The organism is Microbacterium paludicola, assembly GCF_015235415.1.
Classification (GTDB): domain Bacteria; phylum Actinomycetota; class Actinomycetes; order Actinomycetales; family Microbacteriaceae; genus Microbacterium; species Microbacterium paludicola.
This window is the reverse complement of record NZ_JADGLL010000006.1, coordinates 32,676-50,555: the sequence shown is the minus strand read 5'-3', so window position 1 is coordinate 50,555 and position 17,880 is coordinate 32,676. Positions and strand designations below refer to the sequence as shown.

General features: G+C 70.3%; 17 protein-coding genes. 9 read left to right on the top strand and 8 right to left on the bottom strand.

From position 1 onward, the window contains the following. The first annotated feature begins 40 nt into the window (after positions 1-40). Both secG and IR155_RS04440 read left to right on the top strand, forming a co-directional pair. Positions 41-289 (top strand): preprotein translocase subunit SecG, encoded by a 249-nt coding sequence (gene secG, locus IR155_RS04445; protein WP_135113576.1) that lies wholly within the window; start codon positions 41-43, stop codon positions 287-289. Between the two features lies 1 nt (position 290). Then, positions 291-644: an RNA polymerase-binding protein RbpA gene (locus IR155_RS04440; RefSeq protein ID WP_135113574.1), complete on the top strand. Its 354-nt coding sequence runs from the start codon at positions 291-293 to the stop codon at positions 642-644. A 158-nt stretch (positions 645-802) separates the two neighbouring features. On the opposite strand, the gene pgl is transcribed toward IR155_RS04440, so the two are convergent. From pgl to tkt, 6 genes are read right to left on the bottom strand one after another with little or no spacing between them, the layout of a single operon-like run. Next, the gene (pgl, locus tag IR155_RS04435) at positions 803-1,570 is read right to left on the bottom strand and encodes a 6-phosphogluconolactonase (RefSeq protein WP_135113572.1); all 768 of its coding nucleotides are present in this window, start codon (positions 1,568-1,570) and stop codon (positions 803-805) included. Next, positions 1,567-2,505: a glucose-6-phosphate dehydrogenase assembly protein OpcA gene (locus IR155_RS04430; RefSeq protein ID WP_135113570.1), complete on the bottom strand. Its 939-nt coding sequence runs from the start codon at positions 2,503-2,505 to the stop codon at positions 1,567-1,569. The genes pgl and IR155_RS04430 overlap by 4 nt, the downstream gene beginning before the upstream one ends. Continuing rightward, positions 2,502-4,064 (bottom strand): glucose-6-phosphate dehydrogenase, encoded by a 1,563-nt coding sequence (gene zwf, locus IR155_RS04425; RefSeq protein WP_194210294.1) that lies wholly within the window; start codon positions 4,062-4,064, stop codon positions 2,502-2,504. The genes IR155_RS04430 and zwf overlap by 4 nt, the downstream gene beginning before the upstream one ends. Beyond that, positions 4,061-5,674 (bottom strand): glucose-6-phosphate isomerase, encoded by a 1,614-nt coding sequence (locus IR155_RS04420; RefSeq protein WP_135113568.1) that lies wholly within the window; start codon positions 5,672-5,674, stop codon positions 4,061-4,063. The genes zwf and IR155_RS04420 overlap by 4 nt, the downstream gene beginning before the upstream one ends. Beyond that, positions 5,671-6,792 (bottom strand): transaldolase, encoded by a 1,122-nt coding sequence (gene tal, locus IR155_RS04415; RefSeq protein ID WP_135113566.1) that lies wholly within the window; start codon positions 6,790-6,792, stop codon positions 5,671-5,673. The genes IR155_RS04420 and tal overlap by 4 nt, the downstream gene beginning before the upstream one ends. After that, positions 6,789-8,885, bottom strand: coding sequence for a transketolase (gene tkt / locus IR155_RS04410; protein WP_135113564.1), 2,097 nt, complete (start codon positions 8,883-8,885; stop codon positions 6,789-6,791). Before tkt ends, tal begins: the two co-directional genes overlap by 4 nt. 356 nt (positions 8,886-9,241) lie before the next feature. Here tkt and IR155_RS04405 point away from each other — a divergent pair, with 356 nt between their 5' ends. Continuing rightward, the gene (locus IR155_RS04405; protein WP_135113562.1) at positions 9,242-10,168 is read left to right on the top strand and encodes a heme o synthase; all 927 of its coding nucleotides are present in this window, start codon (positions 9,242-9,244) and stop codon (positions 10,166-10,168) included. A 1-nt stretch (position 10,169) separates the two neighbouring features. Then, positions 10,170-11,654, top strand: coding sequence for an MFS transporter (locus IR155_RS04400; protein ID WP_267899510.1), 1,485 nt, complete (start codon positions 10,170-10,172; stop codon positions 11,652-11,654). Between the two features lie 67 nt (positions 11,655-11,721). On the opposite strand, the gene IR155_RS04395 is transcribed toward IR155_RS04400, so the two are convergent. Next, complete coding sequence (locus tag IR155_RS04395; RefSeq protein ID WP_135113560.1) at positions 11,722-12,099, bottom strand: dinucleotide-utilizing enzyme; 378 nt, start codon at positions 12,097-12,099, stop codon at positions 11,722-11,724. A gap of 168 nt (positions 12,100-12,267) precedes the next feature. Between IR155_RS04395 and IR155_RS04390 the strand changes: the two genes are divergently transcribed. Continuing rightward, on the top strand, positions 12,268-12,783 hold the full coding sequence (locus IR155_RS04390) for a YbhB/YbcL family Raf kinase inhibitor-like protein (protein ID WP_135113558.1): 516 nt from the start codon (positions 12,268-12,270) through the stop codon (positions 12,781-12,783). Here IR155_RS04390 and IR155_RS04385 read toward each other — a convergent pair whose 3' ends face one another. Further along, on the bottom strand, positions 12,784-13,881 hold the full coding sequence (locus IR155_RS04385) for a COX15/CtaA family protein (RefSeq protein ID WP_194210293.1): 1,098 nt from the start codon (positions 13,879-13,881) through the stop codon (positions 12,784-12,786). A gap of 238 nt (positions 13,882-14,119) precedes the next feature. On the opposite strand from IR155_RS04385, the gene sufB reads away from it, so the two are divergent. Genes sufB through sufC form a run of 4 tightly spaced genes read left to right on the top strand, consistent with a single transcriptional unit; the run spans position 14,120 to position 17,870 of the window. Then, positions 14,120-15,538: a Fe-S cluster assembly protein SufB gene (gene sufB / locus IR155_RS04380; protein WP_135113556.1), complete on the top strand. Its 1,419-nt coding sequence runs from the start codon at positions 14,120-14,122 to the stop codon at positions 15,536-15,538. 1 nt (position 15,539) lies between these two features. Continuing rightward, positions 15,540-16,775, top strand: a complete 1,236-nt coding sequence (sufD, locus tag IR155_RS04375) for a Fe-S cluster assembly protein SufD (RefSeq protein ID WP_135113554.1) — start codon at positions 15,540-15,542, stop codon at positions 16,773-16,775. Then, positions 16,772-17,098, top strand: coding sequence for a non-heme iron oxygenase ferredoxin subunit (locus IR155_RS04370; RefSeq protein ID WP_135113552.1), 327 nt, complete (start codon positions 16,772-16,774; stop codon positions 17,096-17,098). Before sufD ends, IR155_RS04370 begins: the two co-directional genes overlap by 4 nt. A gap of 1 nt (position 17,099) precedes the next feature. Next, on the top strand, positions 17,100-17,870 hold the full coding sequence (sufC, locus tag IR155_RS04365; protein ID WP_135113550.1) for a Fe-S cluster assembly ATPase SufC: 771 nt from the start codon (positions 17,100-17,102) through the stop codon (positions 17,868-17,870). Positions 17,871-17,880 lie beyond the last annotated feature (10 nt).

Below are 17,880 nucleotides of genomic sequence, written 5' to 3'. Positions count from 1 at the left end.
GTGCGGGTTCTCCGTTCCGCACCCACGAAAGGTCTCCTTAGTGTCGGTCATCGAATTCATCCTCCAGGTGCTGCTGGGGCTCACCAGCCTGCTCCTGACGCTGCTGATCCTGCTGCACAAGGGACGGGGCGGCGGGCTCTCCGACATGTTCGGCGGTGGCATGTCGCAGGCGATGGGCTCGTCGGGCCTCGCCGAGCGAAACCTCAACATCCTGACCATCGTGCTCGCCCTCGTGTGGTTCTTCTCCATCGTGGGCCTCGGCCTCATCACGAAGGCCTCGGTGCTCTGACATGGCCGTCGGTGGTAACGCGATCCGCGGCACGCGCGTCGGCTCCGGCCCCATGGGGGAGCAGGACCACGGGCACCACGCCGACCGCATCTCGGTGAGCTACTGGGACGGGCTCGGCAACGAGACGGTGCGCCACTATGCGGCGGGGCTCCCCGAGGAGGAGATCCCCGACATCGTCGACCACCCGCACTCGGGGCTTCCCGCGGGGCGCGACAAGGACAACCCTCCCGCCGTCGCCAAGAACGAGCCGTACAAGACGCACCTCGCCTACGTGAAGGAGCGTCGCACCGACGACGAGGCCGAGGAGCTGCTCGACGAGGCGCTCCAGAAGCTGCGCGAGAAGCGCGGCCAGTAAGCCTTCACGCGCAGCACGCGTCTGCTGCTCCCACCCGACTCCGGTCGTTGAGCGAGGAGCGAAGCGACGAGACGAAACGGCCCGGACTCCCTGCGGCAGATGCCATGGGAAGTCCGGGCCGTTTCGACTCGCTTCGCTCGCTCAACGAGCGGGAGTGCTCAGTACTCCGGGTCGATCAGATCCTCGGGGACGTCCGCGGCGGCATCCTGGTCGACGAACACGACCGTGTCGGCGGTGCCGGACGCGCCGGCGGCCGGGACGCCCGCCTGGCCCGCGCCCGCGAGCGTGAGGCCGAGGGCCGACGCCTTGTCGGCGCCGGCGACGACCATCCAGATGTCGGCCGAGGTGTTGATCACCGGCAGCGTGAACGTGATCCGCTCGGGCGGGGGCTTGGGCGACTCGCGCACAGGCAGCACCGCGCGGTCGGTGACGAGCACCTCGCTGCGGTCGGGGAACAGCGACGCGATGTGGCCGTCGGGGCCGACCCCGAGGAAGCACACGTCGAACGCGGGCCACGGCCGGTCGTCCTCGCCGTAGCGCGCGAGCTCGGCGGCGTAGGCGTAGGCGGCCTGGTCAAGCGTGATGCCGTCGTCGGACGCGGCAGGCTCGTGCACGTTCTCCGCGGGAACGCTGATGCGCTCCAGCAGCGCGTCACGCGCCTGTCCCGCGTTGCGCTCGGCGTCGGCGCGCGGCACGAACCGCTCGTCGCTCCACCAGAAGTGCACAAGCGACCAGTCGATGTTCGACGCCCAGCCGTGCGCGGCCGTCGCGGCGAGCACGGCGGAGCCCATCGACCCGCCGGTGAGCGAGATGTGCACCGGCCGGCCCTCCTGCGTCAGCTGGGCGAGGCGGCCGACGAAGCGGTTCGCGACTCCCTCGGCGAGCTGCGCCTTGTCGGGCAGGACGACGACACGACGATCGCTCATGCCGACTCCCGAGGCTCGGTCAGGCGCGACCAGCCGTCGCTGATGACCCGCCCGTAGAGCGTGTCGGGGTCGAGGCGGCGCAGCTCCTCCGCGAGGCACTCGCGCAGCGAGCGACGGGGGAGGTGCAGCTCGTGGTCGGGCTGCCCGGGCTGCGTGAGCAGCGCGAGCGACTCGGTCTGACGCTCGAGCAGGATGTCGCCGCTCGGCCGCGTGAGGCGCACCGAGTGGATCCCGTGATCCCAGACCGCCGGATCCTCGTACTGCCAGTCGACGGGAAGGTCGAGCGCGAGCCCGAGCCAGGCCGCGAGCAGTGCGGTCGACGGGGAGGTCGACGCGCCGCGCACGGAGACCGCGGTGACGGGCTCGTACGGCGGCTGGTCGAGCACCGCCGCGAGCTGCTCGCGCCAGTTCGTCAGCCGCGTCCACGCCAGGTCGGTGTCGCCGGGCGTGTACGACTCCTCGAGCTTCGCGAGCCGGTCCGATGAATACGGCGCGGTGGACGTGTCGGTGATGCGGCGCTGCGCGATCCGACCGAGGGCCGACGCCCCCGGCTGGGACGGCGGCTCATCCGGCCACCAGGCCACGACGGGCGCGTCGGGAAGCAGCAGACCGGTGAGCAGCGTCGACTCGTTGCTCGCCGCGTCGCCGTATGCCTGCAGCACGATGACCTCGCTGGCGCCCGCGTCGCTGCCGACGCGGATCTGCGCGTCGAGACGCGCGTCGCCCTCGGCGTCCGTCACGAGCACGATGACGCGCATCGGGTGCTCGCGCGACGCGTCGTTGGCCGCCTCGATCGCCTCCTCCTCGAAGCCGCGGTGCGACTTGATGACGAGGGTGAGCACGCGGCCGAGGGCGACGGCGCCGCCCTCCTCGCGCGTGCTGACGAGCTGGCGGGCGACCTTGCTGACGGTGGTGTCGGGCAGATCGATGATCACGGGCGCCTCCAGACGCGGCCGTCGCGGGCAAGGAGCTCATCGGCCGAGGGCGGACCCCACGAGCCCGAGTCGTACTGCTCGAGCGGGCCGCCGAGCGAGGCCCAGTACTCCTCGACCGGGTCGAGGATCTTCCAGGACAGCTCCACCTCCTCGTGACGGGGGAAGAGCGGCGGGTCGCCGAGCAGGACGTCGAGGATGAGACGCTCGTACGCCTCGGGGCTCGCCTCGGTGAACGCGTGGCCGTAGCCGAAGTCCATCGTCACATCGCGCACCTGGGTGCCGTAGCCGGGCACCTTGGAGCCGAAGCGGATGGTGACGCCCTCGTCCGGCTGGACTCGGATGACCAGCGCGTTCTGCCCGAGCTCGGCCGTCTGACCGCGCGTGAACAGGTGCTCGGGGGCGCGCTTGAACACGACCGCGATCTCGGTCACGCGGCGGCCGAGGCGCTTGCCCGAGCGCACGTAGAACGGCACTCCCGCCCAGCGGCGGGTGTTGATCTCGAGCTTGATGGCCGCGTACGTCTCCGTCGTCGACTGAGGGTTCATGCCCTCTTCCTCGAGGAAGCCGCACACCTGCTCGCCGCCCTGCCAGCCGCCCGCGTACTGGCCGCGCGCGGTCGCCGTGGACAGGTCCTCCGGCAGCCGGACGGCGGCGAGCACCTTCTCCTTCTCGGCGCGCAGATGCTCGGCCGAGAGGCTGATCGGCTCCTCCATCGCGGTGAGCGCGAGGAGCTGCAGCAGGTGGTTCTGGATGACGTCGCGTGCCGCGCCGACCCCGTCGTAGTACCCCGCGCGACCGCCCACGCCGATGTCCTCGGCCATGGTGATCTGCACGTGATCGACGTAGTTGCGGTTCCAGATCGGCTCGTAGAGCTCGTTCGCGAAGCGCAGCGCCAGGATGTTCTGGACCGTCTCCTTGCCGAGGTAGTGGTCGATCCGGAAGATCGAGTCGGCCGGGAAGGCTGCCTCGAGCGAGTCGTTCAGCTCTCGCGCGGAGGCGAGGTCGTGGCCGAACGGCTTCTCGATCACCACGCGGCGCCAGCGGTCGTCGTCGGGGCTGTCGTCGACGAGCCCCGAGTCGAGCAGCTGCTGGGCGACTACGGGGAATGCCTTCGGCGGGATCGACAGGTAGAACGCGTGGTTCCCCATCGTGCCGCGCTCGACGTCGAGACGGTCGACCGTCTCGCGCAGGCGCCGGAACGCCTCGGGGTCGTCGAACTCGCCCTGCACGAACCGGATTCCCTGCTGCAGCTGCTGCCACGTCTCCTCGCGGAACTCCGTGCGCGAGTACTGCTTGACGGCGTCGTGGACGACCTTCGCGAAGTCCTGGTCCTCCCAGTCGCGGCGGGCGAAGCCGACGAGCGCGAATCCGGGCGGCAGGAGGCCGCGGTTGGCGAGGTCGTACACGGCCGGCATGAGCTTCTTGCGCGACAGGTCTCCCGTCACGCCGAAGATCACCAGCGCGCTCGGCCCCGCGATGCGGTTGAGCCGTCGGTCTGACGGGTCCCGCAGCGGGTTGATCCCGCGGGCGATCTGCACCGGTCCAGCGGCGTCCGTCACTGTGCCGCCTCGAACAGCGCGAGGATCTCGGCCTGCGGGTCGGTGAGCGTCAGCGTGACGACGGGTCGGCCGTGCTCGCTGAGCACGTTCGCATCGCCGGCGGCCTGCGCCTCGATCAGCTGACCGAACGTGAACGGACGCTCGGGGATCTCGACGTCGACCTCGGTGCGCTCGGTGATCTGCAGGAACACTCCCTGCGCCGGACCGCCCTTGTGGTACTGGCCGGTCGAGTGGAGGAAGCGCGGACCCCAGCCGAAGGTCGTCGGGCGACCGGAGTCGGCCGCGACCATCTCGCGCAGGCCCTGCAGCTGCGGGACCTCGAGGCGGTTCACGTATGCCTGGATCGACACGTAGCCGTCGGCAGGCAGCGCGGCCCAGAGGGCGTCGAGGACGCCCTGCACCGTGCCGCTGGCGGCGAGGGCCGGGTCGCTCACGCGCACCTCGACGCCGGCCTCGACGAACGCCGGAGCGGTCGGCTCGGGGCGCGCGTCGAGAAGGCCGCGGGCCGCGACCTTCGCCGACTCGACGTCGGGCTGGTCGAACGGGTTGATGCCGAGCATGCGACCAGCGATCGCCGTTGCGTACTCCCACACGACGAACTGCGCGCCGAGCGTGCCGCTGACGAGGATCTCGCCGTGGTGACGGTGCTCCACCTCGTCGGCGTCGTCGACGAGGCGCACGATCTGCAGGTCGGCCGGCTTCGACTCGAGCTCGGGGGAGACCGGCAGCAGCACGACGGGGAGGATGCCCGTGCCCTGCTTGCCCGTGGACTCGGCGATGAGCTGCTCGATCCAGTCGGGCAGGCCCACGATGTGCGTGCCGTCCGTGATCAGGCCGAGCTTGTCGCGCCGGGCCGAGCCGTCGGGCGTCTGCGTGCCGGCGATCGCCGCGGCGAGCACCAGCGCGGGGTTCTCGGGCGCGTCGATCGCGACCTCGAGCAGCGAGGCCTCGGCCTCGTCCAGGAGCTCGTCGATGTCGACGCCGGCGAGCCCCGAGGGGACGAGCCCGAACGCGGTGAGGGCCGAGTAGCGGCCGCCGACGTTCGGGTCGGCGTTGAACACGCGGTAGCCCGCGGCGCGCGCCGACTCGTCGAGCGGGGATCCGGGGTCGGTGACGACGATGATCCGCTCGGCGGGATCGATGCCGAGGTCGCGGAAGGCTGCCTCGAAGGCGCGGCGCTGCGAGTCGGTCTCGACGGTCGAGCCCGACTTGGACGACACAACGAGCGCGGTGCGCTCGAGGCCGCCGTCGAGTGCGGCGAGGACCTGGCCCGGGGACGTCGAGTCGAGGATGGTGAGCTCGACCCCGGCCGTCTGGGTGATGACCTCGGGCGCGAGCGACGAGCCGCCCATGCCGCCGAGCACAAAGCGGTCGACGCCCTTTGCCGCGAGCTCCTCGCGCAGGGCGAGGATCTCGGCCACGAGCGGGCGCGAGACCTCGACGGCCTGCACCCAGCCGAGGCGCTTCGCCGACTCCTCCTCGGCCTCGGGGCCCCACAGGGTGGGGTTGAGGTTCGTGATGCTCGAGGCGACGTAGTCGCCGATCAGCGTCGGCAGGTGCGTGGCGACCGCGGTCTCGGCATCGCCCGAGACGCGGATCGAGAAGGTCACGCGTCCGTCCCCTTCGCGGCGCTCTCCAGGGCGGCCTTCACGGTCTCCTGGAGGTCGTGCCACGAGGCGATGAACTTGTCGACGCCCTCGACCTCGAGCACCTCGGTCACGTCGATGAGGTCGATTCCCGCCGCGGCGAGCTTGTCGAACACGTCGTGCGCCTCGGCGTACGCGCCGGTCACGGTGTCACCCGTGATCTCGGCGTGGTCGAAGGTCGCCTCCAGCGTCTTGGCCGGCATGGTGTTGACAGTGCCGGGCGCGACGAGGCCCGTGACGTAGAGCGTGTCGGGCAGCGCCGGGTCCTTGACGCCGGTCGACGCCCACAGGGGACGCTGGACGTTTGCACCCGCGGCGACGAGGTCGCTCGCGCGGCTCTCGGCGAACCGCTTCTCGAACAGCTCGTACGCGAGACGGGCGTTCGCGAGGCCCGCCTTGCCGACCAGGTCCTTCGCGTCGTCCGTGCCGAGGGCGGCGAGGCGCTTGTCGACCTCGGTGTCCACGCGGGAGACGAAGAACGACGCCACCGAGTGGATCTTCGAGAGGTCGAGGCCGGCGGCCTGCGCCTTCTCGAGGCCGGCGAGGTAGGCATCGATCACGAGGTCGTACCGCTCGAGGCTGAAGATGAGCGTGACGTTGACGCTGATCCCGGCGCCGATGACCTCGGTGATCGCCGGCAGGCCAGCGAGGGTCGCGGGGATCTTGATCAGGACGTTCTCACGGTCGACCGCGGCGTGCAGCTCCTTCGCCTGGGCGATCGTGGCCTCGGTGTCGTGGGCGAGGTCGGGGGAGACCTCGATCGACACGCGGCCGTCGACGCCGCCCGTGGCGTCGTAGACCGGACGGAAGATGTCCGATGCGTCGCGCACGTCCGTCGTCGTGATGGCGAAGATCGCCTCGTCGACGGACGCACCGGCGGCCGCCTGGGCAGCGATCGCCTCCTCGTAGCCGATGCCGGCCGAGATGGCGCCCTGGAAGATCGTCGGGTTCGTCGTCACGCCGGAGACGTCGCGCGTCTCGATGAGCTCGGCGAGGTTGCCCGTCGTGATGCGCTGACGCGAGAGGTCGTCGAGCCAGATGCTGACGCCCTGTGCGGCGAGAGCTGCGGTGGGGGTGGTCATGCGTTCTCCTTGATGGTCTCGCGGGCCGCGTTCACCACGGCTTCGGCGGTGATGCCGAACTTCTCGAACAGGGTCTTGTAGTCGGCCGAGGCGCCGAAGTGCTCGATCGAGACCGAGCGGCCGCTGTCGCCGACGATGCCGCGCCACGTGAGGCCGAGGCCGGCCTCGACGGACACGCGCGCCTTGACGCCCGAGGGAAGCACGCTCTCGCGGTACGCCTCGTCCTGCTCGGCGAACCACTCGAGCGAGGGGGCCGACACAACGCGGGCGTTCACGCCCTCGGCCGCGAGCGTCTCGCGGGCGGCGACCGCCAGCTGCACCTCGGAGCCGGTGGCGATCAGGATGACGTCGGGCGTGCCGTTGGGCGCCTCGGCGAGGACGTACGCGCCCTTGGCCGCGAGCGACGCGGACGCGAACGTGTCGCCCGTCGCCTCGCCGTCGCCGCGCTCGAACACCGGGATGTTCTGGCGGGTCAGGGCGATTCCCGACGGGCCGCCGCGACGCTTGAGGATCTCGAGCCACACGACGGCGGTCTCGTTCGCGTCGGCCGGGCGCACCACCGTGAAGTTCGGGATGGCGCGCAGCGTCGCGAGCTGCTCGATCGGCTGGTGCGTCGGGCCGTCCTCGCCGAGCGCGACCGAGTCGTGCGTCCAGACGAACACGCTCGGGATGTCCATGAGGGCCGCGAGTCGCACCGCGGGGCGCATGTAGTCGCTGAAGATCAGGAACGTGCCGCCGAAGGCGCGCGTCGGGCCGTGCAGCACGATGCCGTTGACGATCGCGCCCATCGCGTGCTCGCGGATGCCGAAGTGCAGCACACGGCCGTAAGGGCTGCCGCTCCACTCGTGCGTCGACCACTCGGCCGGGATGAACGACTTGGCGTCCTTGATCGTGGTGAGGTTCGACTCGGCGAGGTCGGCCGATCCGCCCCAGAGCTCGGGGAGCTCGGCGGCGAGGGCGTTGATGACCTGGCCCGACGCGGCACGGGTCGAGACGTCCTTGCCCGCCTCGAACACCGGCAGCGCGCTCTCGATGCCCTCGGGCAGGGTGCCGGCCTGCAGGCGGTCCCACAGCGCCTTGCGCTCGGGGTTCGCCTCGGCCCACGCGTCGAACTTCTGCTGCCACTCGGCCTTCGCCGCGGCACCGCGCTCGGCGAGCGCGCGGGTGTGCGCGAGGACGTCGTCGGCGACCGCGAAGGTCTGCTCGGGGTCGAAGCCGAGCACCTTCTTGGTGGCGGCGAGCTCGTCGGCGCCCAGCGCCGAGCCGTGGATCTTGCCCGTGTTCTGCTTGCCGGGCGAGGGCCATCCGATGATCGTCTTCAGGACGATCAGCGACGGCTTGGTGGTCTCGGCCTTCGCGGCCTCGATCGCGGCGTGGAGCGCGGCGACGTCCTCGACGTACTCGCCCGACGTCTTCCAGTCGACGACCTGCACCTGCCAGCCGTACGCCTCGTAGCGCGCGGCGACGTCCTCGGTGAAGGCGACGTTCGTGTCGTCCTCGATCGAGATCTGGTTCGAGTCGTAGATCGCGATGAGGTTGCCGAGCTGCTGGTGACCGGCGAGCGATCCGGCCTCGCTGGTGACGCCCTCCTGGAGGTCGCCGTCACCGGCGATGACGTAGACGAAGTGGTCGAACGGGCTCTCGCCCGCCGGGGCCTCCGGGTCGAACAGGCCGCGCTCGTAGCGGGCAGCGTACGCGAAGCCCACCGACGAGGCGAGGCCCTGGCCGAGGGGGCCGGTCGTGATCTCGACGCCGTCGGTGTGGCCGTACTCCGGGTGGCCCGGGGTGAGCGAGCCCCACGTGCGCAGCGCCTTGAGGTCGTCGAGCTCGAGCCCGAAGCCGCCGAGGTAGAGCTGCACGTACTGCGTCAGCGACGAGTGGCCGGCCGACAGGATGAACCGGTCGCGACCGGGCCAGTGCACGTCGCTCGGGTCGTGCCGCAGCACCCGCTGGTACAGCAGGTAGGCCGCGGGGGCGAGGCTCATCGCCGTCCCCGGGTGGCCGTTTCCGACCTTCTCGACGGAGTCCGCCGCAAGGGCGCGGGCCGTGTCCACGGCGCGCCTGTCGATCTCATCCCAACGCAGTTCCGTCACCGGATCGCCTTTCGTGGTGGGGTGGTGCGCCCGTGCGCCGGCGCATCGTGGCCGTGACAGCACTGGAGTGAAAAGCACGGTGGAGCAACCGGCGCGTGGCGCGCGTGTGCCCCCAGCATAGCGCTGGGGAAATGGCCGGGATCGAGTCCCGACACGGAGCGTGACATACCCGATCGCGCGCTCTGAGACGGCGCGGTGACGGGCGCGTATCGTGCCGCTCACCGGGGTGCCGTGCGCGTCGTGAGGTCCCGCCGATGCTCTAGAATCGAAGGGCCGTTCCCGGGCGCGTCCGCACCGTCATCCGCGTGCGACGGCGCCCAGGTCGTTATCGAGGTCGCAGAAGGAGAAGCATCGGCATGTCGACGATCGCGCCGGAGACCTCGACGTCGAACCGCAGCAGGGCCGGCTTCGGCCGCAAGGTGCGCGCGTATGTCGCCCTCACGAAGCCCCGCGTGCTCGAGCTGCTGCTGGTGTCGACCGTTCCGGTGATGTTCCTCGCCGCCGACGGGATGCCGAACCTCTGGCTGGTGCTCGCCACGGTGATCGGCGGCTCGATGAGCGCCGGATCCGCCGCGGCGTTCAACATGTACATCGACCGCGACATCGACGCGCACATGCAGCGCACCGAGAACCGGCCGATCGTGACCGGTGAGATCCCGCCGCGCAACGCGCTGATCTTCGCGTGGACGCTGGCGATCGTCTCGACCGTGTGGTTCCTGCTCACCACGAACGTGCTGACCGCGGCGCTGTCCGCGACGGCGATCTTCTTCTACGTCGTCATCTACACGATGATCCTCAAGCGCCGCACCGAGCAGAACATCGTGTGGGGCGGCATCGCGGGCTGCTTCCCGGTGCTGATCGGCTGGGCGGCCGTCGCGAACTCGCTCGACTGGGCCGCGTTCATCCTGTTCGCGCTCGTGTTCCTGTGGACGCCGCCGCACTACTGGCCGCTCTCGATCAAGTACGCGGCCGACTACGCGAACACCGACGTGCCGATGCTGGGCGCGACGCGCGACGGCGTGCAGGTCGGCCTGCAGATCATCCTGTACGCGTGGGCCACGGTGGCGTGCTCGCTGCTGCTGATCCCGGTCGCCGGCATGGGCCTGGTCTACACGGTGTCGGCGCTGGTGTTCGGCGGCTGGTTCCTCTACGAGTCGCACCGCCTGTACAACCGCACGGTCAGGCGCGAGACCGCCGGGCCGATGCGCGTGTTCCACGCCTCGATCACGTACCTCACGCTCGTCTTCGTCGCCGTCGCGATCGACCCGCTGCTGCCGTTCTGACGTGAGCGGCGCACGCTCCGTCGAGCCCTCGTCCACCGCCGGCCTCAGCCCCTGGCCCGCGTTCTGGGTCTGTGCGGGCGTCGCCAGCCTGACGATCCTCGACATGACGAAGGTCAACGTCGCGCTGCCGTCGATCGAGGCGGCGTTCGAGGTCGGCTCCACGGAGCTGCAGCTCGTGGTGTCGAGCTACGTGCTCGCGCTCGGTCTGCTGATGGTGCCGATGGGGCGCGTCGGCGACCAGCGGTCACGGCGCACGCTGTTCGTCGTCGGCCTCGCGCTGTTCACGCTCGCGTCGGTGCTGTGCGCCGTCGCGCCGAACGCCGAGGTGCTGCTCGTCGGACGCGTGCTGCAGGGAGTCGCGGCGGGAATCCACATGCCCCAGGTGATGGGGCTCATCCAGCAGCTGTTCAGGGGCGCGGAGCGGGGACGGGCCTTCGGTCTGTTCGGCGCGACGATCGGCCTCGCCACCGCATTCGGCCCGCTGACGGGCGGCATCCTGATCGGGCTCGGCGGCGCCGCGGACGGCTGGCGCGGGATCTTCTGGATGAACCTCCCCGCCGGGCTGATCGCGATCTGGTTCGCCGTGCGGCTGCTTCCCCGCGACGGGCACCGGGCCGCCGACGGGCCGCGACCGCGCCTCGAGCTCGACCCGGTCGGCACGGCGCTGTTCGGGGCGACGGTGATCGCGCTGATGCTGCCGTTCCTGTTCACGACCGGATCGCCGGAGGACCCGCCAGCCCGCTGGTGGTCGCTCGCGGCCTTCGCGGTGCTGCTCGCCGTGACGCTGTGGTGGGAGCGGCGGTACGCCGCAATCGGACGCGCGCCGCTGCTGCCGCTCGGGCTGTTCGGCGTCTCCTCGTTCCGCAACGGCGCGCTGGTCGGCACGGCGTACTTCTCCGCGATGCCGGCGATGTTCCTGCTCACCACGCTGTTCCTGCAGATCGGCGTGCACTTCGATCCGCTTCACGCGGCTCTCGTCACGATCGGCTTCGCGCTCACCAGCTCGCTGACCGCGTGGCTCGGCGGACGCCTCGTCGCGCGGATGGGGCGCGCACTCGTCGTCACCGGCGTCGCCACGATGCTCGCCGGCGCCGTCGGGCTCGTCGCGGCGGCCGTCTTCGCCCCGGTGGGCGCGGTCGGCTTCATCATGGCCGGGATCATGGTCATCGCCGGCCTCGGCGGCGGCCTCGTGATCTCGCCGAACCAGACGCTGATGTACGCCGAGGTGCCGGTCCACCAGGCGGGGCTCGCCGGATCGGTCGGGCAGCTCGGTCAGCGCTTCGGCACGGCGATCGGCACCGCGGTCGCGCTGTCGCTGTTCTACGCGACCGTGTACCGCGAGCAGGGCGAGGCGCAGGATTCGGTCGTCTACCACGACGCCTACGCCTTCGGGATGGCGGCGGTGGGCGCATTCCTCCTGGTCGCGCTCCTCGCCGGCGTCGCCGACCTCGTGCAGCGACGCCGCACCGCGGCTGCCGCGGGCTGACGGACGACGAAGGCCCCACCCGGCGCACGCGCGAGGGCGTGGCACCGGACGGGGCCTGAGGTGGACGTCAGTCGCGCGCGCCGGAGGTCGCGAGGTCGGCGTCGGCCGGCTCGCTCTCGGGCTCCGCGGCGATCTCCGGGGCCGTCTCGGTCACGACGGCGCGCGGGATCAGCGATGCCCCGGCGGCGAGCGCGAGGGCGATCAGGATGCCGAGCACACCCGCACCGGCGAGCGCCGCGCCGAGCGTGACCCAGGCCTGTCCCGAGTAGACCTCGACACCCGTGGCGCTGCCGTCGAGCAGGCTCGACGTCATCACGCCGATGTTCGGCACGGTCAGCAGCACGCCGATCGCGAGGCTCGCGATCGAGGTGAGCACGAGGACCCAGTAGGCGATGCTGCGCACGAGGCGCGGGCGGCGGACGGGGGTGGTCTGAGCGACGGACATGTTCCTCCATGGTCTGGCCGCAACGGCGGCCGGGTCGGGCAGCCACCCACCTTTCCCACCGAGCCGGTGCGGGACTCATGCGGCCCCTATGGATCTGCTGGACGCGTCCCGTCAAGGCCCGCGCGCGTGGGATGCGGGCGCTCTAGTCTGGCCGCGAAAGGAGGGTCAATGTTCTCTTACGACCCGTATGCCGAACTCGCCACGCTGCGCGACTTCGCGCCGCTGACCCTGACGAGCACCGACATCTCGCACGATCAGCCGCTCGCCAAGGCCCACTGGGGGTCGCAGGCCGGCGGATCCGACACCTCGCCTCAGCTCACCTGGTCGGGCGCCCCGGAGGGCACGAAGTCGTTCGCGCTGTCGTGCTTCGATCCGGATGCGCCGACCGGCTCTGGCTTCTGGCACTGGGCGGTGTACGACATCCCGGCCGACGTGACGTCGTTCCCGACGGGGGAGACCCCGGCCGGCATCACCCTGCCGAACGAGCAGCGCACGCGCCAGTTCATCGGCGCGGCCCCGCCGCCCGGCACGGGCGTCCACCGCTATTTCTTCGTGGTCGACGCGCTGGACGTCGAGCACCTGGAGCTGCCGGACGAGGCGACGCCCGCCATCCTCGGCTTCAACCGGCACTTCCACTCGCTCGCGCGCGGCATCCTGGTGCCCACCGCCACGAGCGACGAGTGACTACCGTCCGGCCGGGCGCTCGACGTGCCCGGCGGGGCGCTTCAGCCGCAGCACAACCACGGTGAACGCCGCGGCGGACAGCGCCGCCAGCACCATGTGGATTCCCACCAGCAGCTCGGGAAGCCCGTTGCGCGCCTGGATCACGCCGACGACCACCTGCACGGCGATAACCGCGAGCAGCACAACGAGCCAGCGCAGCGGCCGCAGGCGCAGCATCGCCGCCGCCACGGTCAGGATCACGCCGAGGCCGAGAAGGATGTAGCCGGGCCACGAGTGCACGTGCGCGAGCACCGTGGCGTCGAAGCCGGTGCGGATGACGTTCCGGTCGCCGGAGTGCGGCCCGTTGCCGGTCGTCAGGACGCCGAACGCGATGGTCGCCGCCAGGACGAGCGTCGTGACGTGCGTCAGGATGGCGAACCATGCCGGCACCGCGCGCTCGCGCGGCCCTGGCACGTCGTACGCCCGCACGAGATACGCGGCGGTCAGGGTGACGAGCACGACCGAGCTCGCGTAGTGGAAGCCCACGATGAACGGGTTCAGACCGGTCAGCACCGTGATCCCGCCGACGAGGCCCTGCGCGACGATGCCGATGAGGACGAGCCAGGCGAGGACCAGGAGGTCGCGGCGGGCGGGGACGCGCCGGATCGTGACGATCGCCGCGGCGATCACGGCCAGGAGGGCGGCCGAGACGGCGGCGACGAAGGAACTCGTGACGACGAGCGTCAGGACGGCGAGCGCGATGCCGCCGAGCGCGAACCAGCCGACCGTCACGAGCTGGCGGCGGGCCCGCAGGTGCACAAGGGTCAGCGCCAGCACGACGAGCGCCAGGATGCCGACGACTCCCGTCATCGTGCGGTTTCCGAACTCGATCAGCCCGTGGATGCCGAGCTCCTGCGTGGGCACGAGCGACTCGGGCGTGCACAGGGGCCATTCCGAGCAGCCGAGTCCCGACCCGGTCAGGCGCACCGCGCCGCCGGTGCCGATGATCACGACCTCCGCGATGAACGACAGCCACGCGAAGGTCATCAGCCAGCGGCCGGGCCGGTGGCTCGCCACCGGGCGGCGAGGGGAGACGGGCGCGAGGACGTCGGCGGACATGACGGTTTGCCTCCTGGCGTTACCCCGTGAGACAGGTGCCGAACGGCCGGGTGAAGGGCGGAACCTGTAGAATCGGGAGTGCTGCGGATGCGCGCGAGGAGTCTCGCCGCGCCGCTCCAAGTCTAGGCGCGAGTTCTTCGCGCCTCATGTGAAAGGCCCTACGGCGCAGGTGCTGGCTCGTCCAGTGCATCGTCGGGGCGGCTGACACCGTCTGAGGCCTGATGAGGAGAGTGACGCCATGTCCGATGTGCTGATCGACCGTCCCGAGCTCGAGGGTCTGGGGGTGTACGAGTTCGGCTGGCACGACGCGGATGCCGCGGGTGCCAGCGCACGTCGCGGACTCAGCGATACCGTCGTCCGCGACATCTCCGCCCTCAAGAACGAGCCCGAATGGATGCTCAAGACCCGTCTGAAGGGTCTCGACCTGTTCGGCAAGAAGCCGATGCCGACCTGGGGCGCCGACCTCAGCGACATCGACTTCGACAACATCAAGTACTTCGTGCGCTCCACCGAGAAGCAGGCCCAGTCGTGGGAGGACCTTCCGGAGGACATCAAGAACACGTACGAGAAGCTCGGCATCCCCGAGGCCGAGCGCCAGCGCCTCGTCGCCGGCGTCGCCGCGCAGTACGAGTCCGAGGTCGTCTACCACCAGATCCGCGAGGACCTTGAGGCGCAGGGCGTCATCTTCATGGACACCGACACGGCGCTGCGCGAGCACCCCGAGTTCTTCGAGGAGTACTTCGGCACCGTGATACCGGCCGGCGACAACAAGTTCGCCGCGCTGAACACCGCCGTCTGGTCGGGCGGATCGTTCGTGTACGTGCCCAAGGGCGTGCACGTCGAGATCCCGCTGCAGGCCTACTTCCGCATCAACACCGAGAACATGGGCCAGTTCGAGCGGACCCTGATCATCGCGGACGAGGACTCCTACGTCCACTACATCGAGGGCTGCACCGCCCCGATCTACAAGAGCGACTCGCTGCACTCGGCCGTGGTCGAGATCATCGTGAAGAAGAACGCCCGCGTTCGGTACACGACGATCCAGAACTGGTCGAACAACGTCTACAACCTGGTCACCAAGCGCGCCGTGGCGCACGAGGGAGCGACCATGGAGTGGATCGACGGCAACATCGGCTCGAAGGTCACGATGAAGTACCCGTCGATCTTCCTGATGGGCGAGCACGCGAAGGGCGAGACCCTCTCCGTCGCCTTCGCCGGTCCCGGTCAGCACCAGGACGCCGGCGCGAAGATGATCCACATGGCGCCGTACACGCAGTCGTCGATCGTCTCCAAGTCGATCGCCCGCGGAGGCGGCCGCGCCGGCTACCGCGGCGAGGTCCGCGTCGACGCGAACGCCCATCACTCGGCGAACACGGTCCGCTGCGATGCGCTGCTCGTCGACACGATGTCGCGCTCCGACACGTACCCCGCAATCGACATCCGCGTCGACGACGTGCAGCTCGGCCACGAGGCCACGGTGTCGAAGGTCAGCGAGGAGCAGCTGTTCTACCTCATGTCCCGCGGCATGCCGGAGGACGAGGCGATGGCCATGATCGTGCGCGGCTTCATCGAGCCCATCGCACGCGAACTGCCCATGGAGTACGCCCTCGAGCTGAACAAGCTCATCGAGATGGGCATGGAAGGATCGGTCGGCTGATATGACGACGTCGACGTCGGCGCCGGAGACGGCGCAGGATACGCACGCCCACGTGGACCCCGCGGCGCAGGTCGCGGACACGAGCGCGCGCTCCGGCAACGTGCCGGTGCAGACCCGCTCGGAGCGCCTCCGCTCGTACGAGCCCGCCGACTTCGGCGTGCCGACGGGCCGCGAGGTGAACTGGAAGCACACGCCGCTGAACCGCCTGAAGCCCCTCCTCGCGCCCGCCGCCGTGAACGACGGCGTGACGGTCGAGGTGACGGGCGGCAGCGAGTTCGTCGGCGTGCCGCTCAAGATCGGCGACGCCCCGCGCGGCGAGTTCTTCGTCCCCGAGGACCTGCCCGCGGCCATCGCGTGGCAGGGCGCCGCCGAGGCCCTTCACGTCCGCGTGCCGCGCGAGGCCGAGGTCGCCGAGCCCATCGTGATCGAGATCACTGGCGCCGGCGCCGACCGCCGTGCGGACGGCCACTTCGTCATCGAGGCGCTCGAGCACAGCAAGGCGACCGTCGTGCTGCGCCACGCAGGATCCGCGCAGTACGCGCAGAACGTCGAGATCATCGCCCGTGACGGCGCGAACCTCACGGTCGTGACCGTCCAGCAGTGGAACGACGACGCGATCCACGCCGCGGCGCACCAGACGCGCGTCGACCGCGACGCCACGGTGCGCCACGTCGTCGTCAGCTTCGGCGGCGGCGTCGTGCGCGTCAACCCGAACCTCGAGCTGTCGGGCGCCGGTTCGAATGGCGAGATGTACGGCCTCGCGTTCAGCGACGCCGGCCAGCACCTCGAGAGCCAGGTGTATCTGCACCACAAGGGCGTCGAGACCGTCGGCGACGTGCTCTACAAGGGCGCGCTGCAGGGCGAGAGCGCCCGCACTGTCTGGATCGGCGACGTGCTGATCGGCCCGGACGCCACCGGCACCGACTCGTACGAGGCGAACCGCAACCTCGTCCTCACGAACGGCGCGCGCGCCGACTCGATCCCGAATCTCGAGATCCAGACGGGCGACATCAAGGGCGCCGGCCACGCGTCGGCGACCGGTCGCTTCGACGACGAGCAGCTGTTCTACCTGCAGGCTCGCGGCATCTCCGAGGAGGAGGCTCGCCGCCTCGTTGTGCTCGGCTTCCTCGCCGAGACCGTGCAGAAGATCGGCGTCCCCTCCCTGGAGGAGGAGCTCACGGCGCTCATCGAGAAGGAGCTCGCCGAGGGAGCGGATCCGATCGGAGCCGGCGCGTGAGCGCCACGCGCGTCTGCGCGCTGAGCGACCTCGAGCAGGACACCCCGCTGAAGGTCGACGTCGACGGCGTCGCGATCGCCGTGGTGCTCGACTCCGCCGGTGAGGTGCACGCCATCGGCGACACCTGCACGCACGGCGACATCTCCCTCTCCGAGGGCTTCGTCGAGGGCGAGACGCTCGAATGCTGGGCCCACGGCTCGGCCTTCTCGCTCCGCACCGGCAAGCCCCTGAACCTCCCCGCTTACGAGCCCGTCCCGGTGTTCGCCGTCCAGATCGACGGCGACGACGTGCTCATCGACCCCAGCCTGAAGAAGGAAGTCTGAAATGTCCGTTCTCGAGATCCGCGACCTGCATGTCACGGTCGAAACCGACGAAGGCATCATCCCGATCCTCAACGGCGTGACCCTCACGGTCCGCTCCGGCGAGACGCACGCCATCATGGGCCCCAACGGCTCGGGCAAGTCGACGCTCGCGTCGACCATCGCCGGCCACCCGAAGTACACGGTCACGAGCGGCAGCATCACGTTCGACGGTGAGGACGTGCTCGAGATGGCCGTCGACGAGCGTGCCCGCGCCGGCCTGTTCCTCGCGATGCAGTACCCGGTCGAGATCCCCGGCGTCACGGTCACGAACTTCCTCCGCACCGCGAAGACCGCGATCGACGGCGAGGCGCCCTCGCTGCGCACCTGGACCAAGCAGGTCAAGGAGGGGATGAAGAACCTCCGCATGGACGACAAGTTCGCCCAGCGCAACGTCAACGAGGGCTTCTCGGGCGGCGAGAAGAAGCGCCACGAGATCCTTCAGCTCGAGCTTCTGCAGCCGAAGCTCGCGATCCTCGACGAGACCGACTCCGGCCTCGACGTCGACGCGCTGAAGATCGTGTCGGAGGGCGTGAACCGCGCGAAGGAGAACACCGGCCTCGGCGTTCTGCTCATCACGCACTACACGCGCATCCTGCGCTACATCAAGCCCGACTTCGTGCACGTGATGGTCAAGGGCCAGATCGTCGAAGAGGGCGGCCCCGAGCTCGCCGAGCGTCTCGAGAACGAGGGCTACACGGCATACCTGCCTGCCGACGCCCCGCTCGAGGCGTAGGATCGCCGCC